Origin of the sequence: Microcoleus sp. T2B6 (assembly GCF_036700475.1) — a bacterium.
Classification (GTDB): domain Bacteria; phylum Cyanobacteriota; class Cyanobacteriia; order Cyanobacteriales; family Microcoleaceae; genus Microcoleus.
Window position 1 is genome coordinate 1 of sequence record NZ_JAUBOZ010000189.1, and the last position, 7078, is coordinate 7078.

7 protein-coding genes are annotated in these 7078 nt (G+C 46.0%); 5 read left to right on the forward strand and 2 right to left on the reverse strand.

Features of this window, described 5'->3' with window-relative positions:
• Positions 1-545, forward strand: a 545-nt coding sequence (locus QUA00_RS35730) for a hypothetical protein (protein ID WP_333143874.1), incomplete at its 5' end; no start/stop codon positions are given.
• A 172-nt stretch (positions 546-717) separates the two neighbouring features.
• Here the strand turns inward: QUA00_RS35730 and QUA00_RS35735 are convergent.
• Entirely contained in the window at positions 718-858 is a 141-nt protein-coding gene (locus QUA00_RS35735) for a hypothetical protein (protein WP_190736053.1), read from the reverse strand.
• Between the two features lie 108 nt (positions 859-966).
• Complete coding sequence (locus QUA00_RS35740) at positions 967-2658, reverse strand: transglutaminase domain-containing protein (RefSeq protein ID WP_333143914.1); 1692 nt, start codon at positions 2656-2658, stop codon at positions 967-969.
• Positions 2659-3080: 422 nt separating this feature from the next.
• On the opposite strand from QUA00_RS35740, the gene QUA00_RS35745 reads away from it, so the two are divergent.
• From QUA00_RS35745 to QUA00_RS35760, 4 genes are all read left to right on the forward strand, one after another.
• Complete coding sequence (locus QUA00_RS35745; protein WP_333413286.1) at positions 3081-3947, forward strand: DUF928 domain-containing protein; 867 nt, start codon at positions 3081-3083, stop codon at positions 3945-3947.
• Positions 3948-4063: 116 nt separating this feature from the next.
• On the forward strand, positions 4064-4240 hold the full coding sequence (locus QUA00_RS35750) for a hypothetical protein (protein ID WP_333413288.1): 177 nt from the start codon (positions 4064-4066) through the stop codon (positions 4238-4240).
• 24 nt (positions 4241-4264) lie between these two features.
• Positions 4265-6385 carry a ShlB/FhaC/HecB family hemolysin secretion/activation protein gene (locus QUA00_RS35755; protein ID WP_333413290.1) on the forward strand — a complete coding sequence of 707 codons (2121 nt, stop codon included), beginning with the start codon at positions 4265-4267 and terminating at the stop codon, positions 6383-6385.
• A gap of 87 nt (positions 6386-6472) precedes the next feature.
• Positions 6473-6595, forward strand: a complete 123-nt coding sequence (locus QUA00_RS35760) for a hypothetical protein (RefSeq protein WP_333143878.1) — start codon at positions 6473-6475, stop codon at positions 6593-6595.
• Positions 6596-7078 lie beyond the last annotated feature (483 nt).

Below are 7078 nucleotides of genomic sequence, written 5' to 3' on the forward strand. Positions count from 1 at the left end.
TCTGGTGGCTGTGGGCTTTTTCATTCCTTTATTTTACCAGATGCCGCCACTTAAGTTTTTTTGACCTGAATCCTTACCATAAAGCTTCAGTAAAAGTAGAACCCCTAGAAGGCGAAACAATACTTTTTTTTAACATAGATGACCAATCAAATCCTGGTTGTAAGCTGCGTCAATTTTTATGGGGCACAGAAAAAGGTCAAAAAATGTGCGACCTGATGGTGTTTTACGCTAAAGACAGCAAGCGTGTTATCTGTTTTGTAGAATTAAAAGATAATATCGGTGATTTAGGTCAGGCCACAAAGCAAGTAATTAATACATACGATACTTTCAAGGTACATCTGCAAAAAAGTTATACGCCGAAAGCATTTATCTATGCGTGGGCCGGTTCTTTACCCTACGAACATGAGGAATATCAGAGAGAGTTATTAAAGGCGTTTGGGAAAAATAATTTTGATTTTAATAACAGAAGTAATGATGCTTTAGGTGATTTGTTGCGGGGAAACCCACCTAAAACAGGTGGAGGGAAGCGGAAAAATAAAAAGTAGAAAAAATCTGTCAATTAAGGCTATTCAATAAGATTTTTTTGAAGCGCCACACCTATGTTCTCTCTTTAGTTGCACCTCTGCGGTGAAAATACGTCAAATCAAAAAACAAGGCGACCCAACCAGGTTGCCTTGTTTTTTATCATAAAAGATGCAATTTGTCAACAGCAAAGAGCTACTTTTTTTTCCGTTTAGCCTTATCTAACCGCCTACGATCGCGCCACTCAACAGAAGTCAAATAAGCGACCCCGCCAGTCACCGTCACCAGCAGTACAAAGGCCACTAAAACGAGAAAATTAGCAATCGAAAATTCCACAACCCCTCTTCCTCTGATTTTACATTTTCTACTTTCGATTTTAGATGAAAAATGTTAACAATTAACAGTTAAATGTTGACGGCTAACTGTTAACTGTTAAGACTCCCTTCAAACTGCTGGCAACTCTTCCAAAATGGTAAACCTCACATGATTAATTGCCAGACTCCCCACGGAAACATCCTCCTTGTTTAAAGGAAGACCGCCGCTGGTGAGACCTTGAAACCGGATTCCTTTGCCAATTTCTACGTGATACCAAGCCAAACCCATAAAAAATCGCAACGGATAAGGGCCTCTGTCTTGAATATCATCAGGATTAGATTCCATCGGCACCCAGCCAAAACCTGGAATGTAAAATTCCAGCCAAACGTGATTGAAATCCGGCTCCAGCGACACACCTTTTCTGTCACCAAAAGCCGGACACTTGTAGCGGCCGATCGTGCGGCAAGCAATCCCGTTTAACCTAGCCAAAGCTAACAAAAGTCCCACGTATTCGCCGCAGGAACCGATACCACGGCGCAGCACAATATCGGGAGTGTCAATGTGAGGTCTAATTCCGTAAGAAAGTTGATCGTAAACAAAATTACGAATGCTCAGCAATTGCCTGAGAATGTTAGTTTCCGAACCAATAGCCGCCGCAGCCGCCGATCGCACAATCTCCGTATCCATCGCCAAATTGTCATTATCCACCAAATACTTAGCTGCAAACTCCGGCGACAGCTTCGGACTCTTTTCGACATCCCGAGGCGATAACTGATACTTAATCGATCGAACTTCTAACAAAGCCTTCCAGCCAAAAATTCGGCGTTCCCCAGGGTGCAGCCGATCGAACTTAAACACCGCCACCCGTTCCCCTTCCTGAATTTCCTCAGTAAAAGGCATTCCAATCGGCGTAATTTTCCTGACCTTTTGTCGGTGAGTTTGCGAAGGCAAAGCAATCCGCCACTCCAAATTTTCGATTTCTACCTCATCGAGAGGAGACAGTTCCTCCACATAAGACATTTCCATCAAAAAACCGTTTGACAAAGCGTAGCGCTCGGCTTCATTGTAGTGAAAAGACAAAGGCTGAATAAAAGTGCGATCGCGCTTCGTCAACTGAAAAGGATCTTCCGAATTCGGGTCATCCCGGATGTAAAGTTCATCCCCGGCATAAGCCACGTACAGAACCTCCTCCCCAGTTTCGGAATCCTTGTGAAAAGCCAAACCCGAAGGCGACTCAAAGGGAGTCAAAACACTAAATTTAATCTCCCCAGTTCCCCGTTCCAAACAGTAAACAGTTTGCTCAGTCTTGTCACAAACCCAAATTTCCTCATCCCGGACAGTGATATTTTCTACCCCAATACCGGGAGCATAAAACCGAGTAATTTCTCGACCAGTTTTTAGGTCAAAAACCAGAATCGAGGCTAATCTCTGGCAAGTCACATAAAGCGTAGATTTCCAAACAGCAATCCCGTCAGCAGGATAAGAAAGCGAAACAAAATGTTCCGGTTGGAGTTCAGTTATCGCCCCGTCCCGAATTGCGCCCCGACAGCAACAAATATCCTCATCCCGCGCAAACCAGAGAGTATCTTCCGAAATAGCTAGCCCAGTTGCGCCCGCAAACTTAGCCGTTTGATAAGGATTCAAAACAGTAGTGTTGTCAGTTTCTCGATCGATCTCCAATAGCAGCCCTTCGGCGCGATCGACAGCGAACAACCTATTTCCTAAAAAAGCAATGCCGTGCAGTGCCAAGACTCCGATGGGTCTGACCATCCGCAGCCCCGAAGGCTGTTTGTCCGAGAGAACAGGTGAATCGAGATTCATGCTAAATTTCTTGCCGGTATTGTACACAAAAACTGATTTGTAACTTGTAGCCGATCGCTTGAGGTTCACCAGCAAAATTGCCGAGTTTCCTGATATCCATGATTGACGCATCAACCGGGTGTTGTTAGGAAAAGACGCCTTGTAGCCTCTTGTCTGAGTTAAAAAACCCGGAATATTAGTCTTTGTCAAAGTTGGGTTGAACAAGCTCAACCGAACCTGCAGCCGTGAATGGAAGTAAGTATAACTACTAAGCTACCACTGACAAACGCGACAGAGAATTCTATGTTGAGCACAGCGACCAAAATAATCGTATCTGCCTGAAGATATAAATTAAGTACAACAGATTACGATATCCGTCAAAACCTTGGATAGAATAAAACCGTGAGATAAAGTTCCTAGGTTCATCAAAAGGCAGGTTCGTCATGGCTTTGAAGTCTGCTCTAAATATCGGTGCTCTTTCCTTAATTCTGTCTTTAGAGGCAGTTGCCGCCGGTAGTTTTTTAATACCTGCAGAGGCTCTCAACAGCCCCGCAAACATTGTCCAGCGCGCCTCACCACCGCAGCTACCCCTCAACTGGCAAACAGCTCAACCCCCTGAATCGAGGGGAAGCAGACCGAACAGCCAGCAATTGGAACCCGCGTGGAATAGCTTTCAACCGCCGGAGGACGGAGTACCCGGAAGGCGGGAAGGGGGAGGAACCCGCGGGTTAGAATGCCCCACGGCCACAACTGCCTTAACTGCCTTGATTCCCCAATCAACTATGGGGCAAACCATATCAGCAAAGCCAACATTTTTCTACTACCTTCCCGTAGCCCTCGACAAAACAGTTCAGTTTGAGTTAGCAGACGAAAGGGACAAAACACTATACAAAAAAAGTTTTCGCATGGTAACTAGCCGTGCAGGTGTCGTTAGCGTCAGCCTCGACTCCGACGACAACTCGCCAGCCCTGGAGGTTGGCAAAAACTATCAATGGTACTTTACTATCAAATGCAACCCAAAAAATACAACAGAGGATGTTCTCGTTTCCGGGTGGATCAACCGCACCGCACTCCCCCCAACCGTGAAAACAGAGTTGGATCGATCGCCCGATCGCACCAAGCTCAGCATCTTCGCGCAACAAAATCTCTGGTACGAGTACCTGGCAACTCTAGCTCAATTGCGTATCGAGTCTCCCAGCGATGCCAGTTTAGCGATCGAGTGGTCAGCAGTGCTCAACTCAGTCGAACTCGGCAAAATAGCCCAAGAACCCTTAGTCGCAAGTGAGTTAACACCTATCACAAGAAAATAATTCAACACCAGTTTCACGCAAAGAATGCAACGGTAGGCCCGTGCCCCAAACCCTGATAGCCATAAGTCATTGGCAATTCTAAAATCTAAAATCTAAAATCTAAAATCTAAAATGGTATGACTGGTGCAGCAAGTACGAAAAACTCGGTTTCGAGCGCGGTATTTGGCAGCGCCACAGATGATTTTTGCCTGTTGCGGATTGTTTGGTCGATCGTCCTAAATAAATTAAAATTTTTGTACCGATCGGCAGTTCGGACTTCTGGCAGATTGAAAGGCGGGCGGTGGAAATTTTGATGGTCAAATTTCGCCTAATACTAAATGATAAACTGGCATAGTCAAGCAGGCGACAAACTTATTTTAGAGAAATTATTAATTATGCGCCCGAATGCAAATATTGCACTATTTCGGTTGGGGATTTCACTTCTAACTGCCCTCCCGATGGCTTGCTTTTATGCCAATAAAGCTATATCCCAAACAAAGGATATTTCTCAATTGCCCGTCGCTGCTGACAACTCATCAGATACGGGCCATCAAGTATTAGCCCTGCAAAAACTGGAAATCAACCAGGATGAAACAGCAACAAACTTAAATCAGCTTCCCGATGCGATCGAGACCAACCTTGAACCGGAAACACAATCGAACCCCGCCGAGAACAGGCAAGATGCCTGTTCCACAAGCAGTTTGATTGATTGTGGTACGGGCATCTTGCCCGTAGCAAAAAATCTGGTTGACAACGATACCCAATGTCAGAACCCGCTAGATTGCAATCATGTTTTAGCCCAGAACCAACCCTCGCTGCCTCCAAACCTGCCATCGCCGCCGACGGAGCCCGATCCAAATCGCGATCGATTTCTGCAACCGGCCCCGCAGCCTTCCCCAGAACCTCCCCAAGTACCGCCCACAGTAGCACCGCCGCCCCCGTCGCCAGTTCCCCCAACGCTGCCGAATACACCAATTGAGGTGCAGAAAATTCAAGTAGTTGGCAGCACAATTTTAAGCCAAGACGAAATTAATGCCTTAGTCAACCCGTTAGAAGGCCGTTCTACGACCCTAGAACAGCTCAAACAAATCGCCGACAAAATTACCGAAATTTACCTCAATCGTGGCTACATCACTTCGAGAGCAGTCTTGCCGCCCCAAACTATCACCGCAGGGGTAGTCCAAATTCAAGTGATTGAAGGCAAGCTAGCCCGAATTGAGGTAGAAGGAACTAAAAGATTGCATCCGAGTTACATCCGCAGCCGGATTCGACTCGGTGCCGGAATGCCTTTAAGCACAGCTTCATTAGAAGACCAACTCCGGCTGTTACGAGTCGATCCTTTATTTGACAATGTAGAAGCCAGTCTGCGGGCTGGGGATAATGAAGGCGAGAGCATTCTGATCGTCCGAGTCTCGGAAGCTAATCCGTTTCAACCTACTTTCAGCATTGACAATTACTCGCCTCCCAGTGTCGGTTCCGAAAGATTGGGAGTTAGTTTGCGGCACCGCAATATAACAGGAAATGGCGACGAACTGGCAGGGGCTTATTATCGATCGCTCGGCGATTCAGACGTGTTTGATTTCAGCTATCGCGTCCCGCTAAATGCGATGAACGGCACTTTGCAATTGAGGGCGGCACCGAATCGCAACAGTATCGTACAACCACCTTTTAACCGTGCTGACATTTCTGGAAAATCGCATTTATTTGAAGTTAGTTACCGCCAGCCGCTGCGGAGAACGCCGATCGAAGAATTTGCCTTGTCTGCCGGTTTTACTTATCAAACAGGTAGAACTTTTGTCGCCGGCGAACCGGTTCCTTTTGGCATCGGCCCGGACTCCAATGGTGTCACCACTACGAGCGCAATTAAGCTGGGACAGGACTACATTCGGCGCGACCCGCAGGGTGCTTGGGCCGTGCGATCGCAATTTACGATCGGCACTAGCTTGTTTGATGCTACTCAAAACGAAGGTTCTGATCCCGACGGACAATTTTTTAGTTGGCTGGGTCAAGTGCAGCGAGTACAGCGATTGAATGACAAACATTTATTAATTTTGCAGGCAGACTTGCAGTTGTCAGCTAATAGTTTGTTGCCTTCACAGCAATTTGTAATAGGCGGCGGGCAATCTTTGCGCGGCTACCGCCAAAATGTCCGTTCTGGCGATAACGGCTTCAGAGTTTCCATCGAAGATCGGATTACTTTGCAGCGCGATGCTTCGGGAAATCCCAAACTTCAATTAGCTCCCTTTTTGGATGCGGGTACGGTATGGAACGTTGCGAACAATCCTAATACATTAACCAATCAGACATTTTTAGCAGGTTTAGGTTTAGGGGTAATCTGGGAACCGATACAGCGGGTGAACCTGCGCGTTGATTACGCTTTTCCTTTGGTGAGAATTAGCGATAAAGGCGACAATCTGCAAGATAACGGCATTTACTTCAATATAATTTATACACCCTAAAGGGACTTGCTGATATCTTGCACTATTGTCAGCAACAGGCAAGATGCCTGTTCCACAAAATATAAATTTTCTTGTGGAACAGGCATCTTGCCTGTTCATAAAAGGCTAGTTGAGAATGGTGCAACCTATGAGGACTTAGGCACTCCCGGTGTCCTGACTGGGGGTAATATTAATTCCCACGCTACCGGAGTTGGTATTAGACGCAGGTAGCTGTCCCTTGAGAAAAATCAGCTCGCTTTACAAACCACAGTCAGCTAGTCAAAAGATAATAACATCGACGAGCCAACGCCCCGCAGCCGATTCAAGTTACATCCCTTAACGTCCTTGCCTCACCCTTGACGCACCCAATGACAGACAAAGATTATGAAAAATGATAGAGTTTGTCCTTAACATAAATAATTTTTTCTGACAACTAACCCCCAGCCCATCTTAATTTTGATGACCTCGGTAAAAAAAAGAGCCAACGCTAAGCAGATTTGCCTATCCAAAAAGAAACTATAGCTTTTGGCTTTTACGGAGTCGATAGAGAAAGGTTCAGTTGACCCCCCTCTCCCAATTCTTAACTCTCCCAAAAAACAATTATGCTGCCAGATAAATACCGAAAAGTGCATCGCTGTCTGCTACACAAATACTAGACAAGTCTCGACATTTGCTTCTTACTTCATCGGGAGCATGGGAGCGGTTATCCCTCAG